The 268-nt window shown below is 39.6% G+C and carries 1 pseudogene; it reads right to left on the bottom strand.

The window, feature by feature from the left end:
* Positions 1–268, bottom strand: a pseudogene (locus CWB77_RS18020) (EamA family transporter); the annotation flags it as partial.

The raw sequence follows: 268 nt of genomic DNA, 5'->3' as shown, positions 1-268 counted from the left end.
CATTCAGGTGAGGTACTTGGAAATTTGTTAAGATCCCCAAATAAGGCTTCACAGGCGCTTGCAACAATTAGTGCGCCAATAAAAAACCAACCAACTCCGGTTTTATCATCGAGTTGTTTATTAAGCATTACTCGTTTGTAGGTTAGTTGGCCGATAGCAAAACTAATATTAGCGCGTTGAACCTGTTGTAATGCGACTATAAAGTTAGTGTCTATGTTTTCATAACGAATGGTAATAGCTGCTACCACGGCAAAACACGGGACTATAA

Origin of the sequence: Pseudoalteromonas sp. S1610 (genome assembly GCF_005887465.1) — a bacterium.
Lineage (GTDB): Bacteria > Pseudomonadota > Gammaproteobacteria > Enterobacterales > Alteromonadaceae > Pseudoalteromonas > Pseudoalteromonas undina.
The sequence above is the reverse complement of the archived record's forward strand: the minus strand, read 5'-3'. Positions and strand labels throughout refer to the sequence as shown.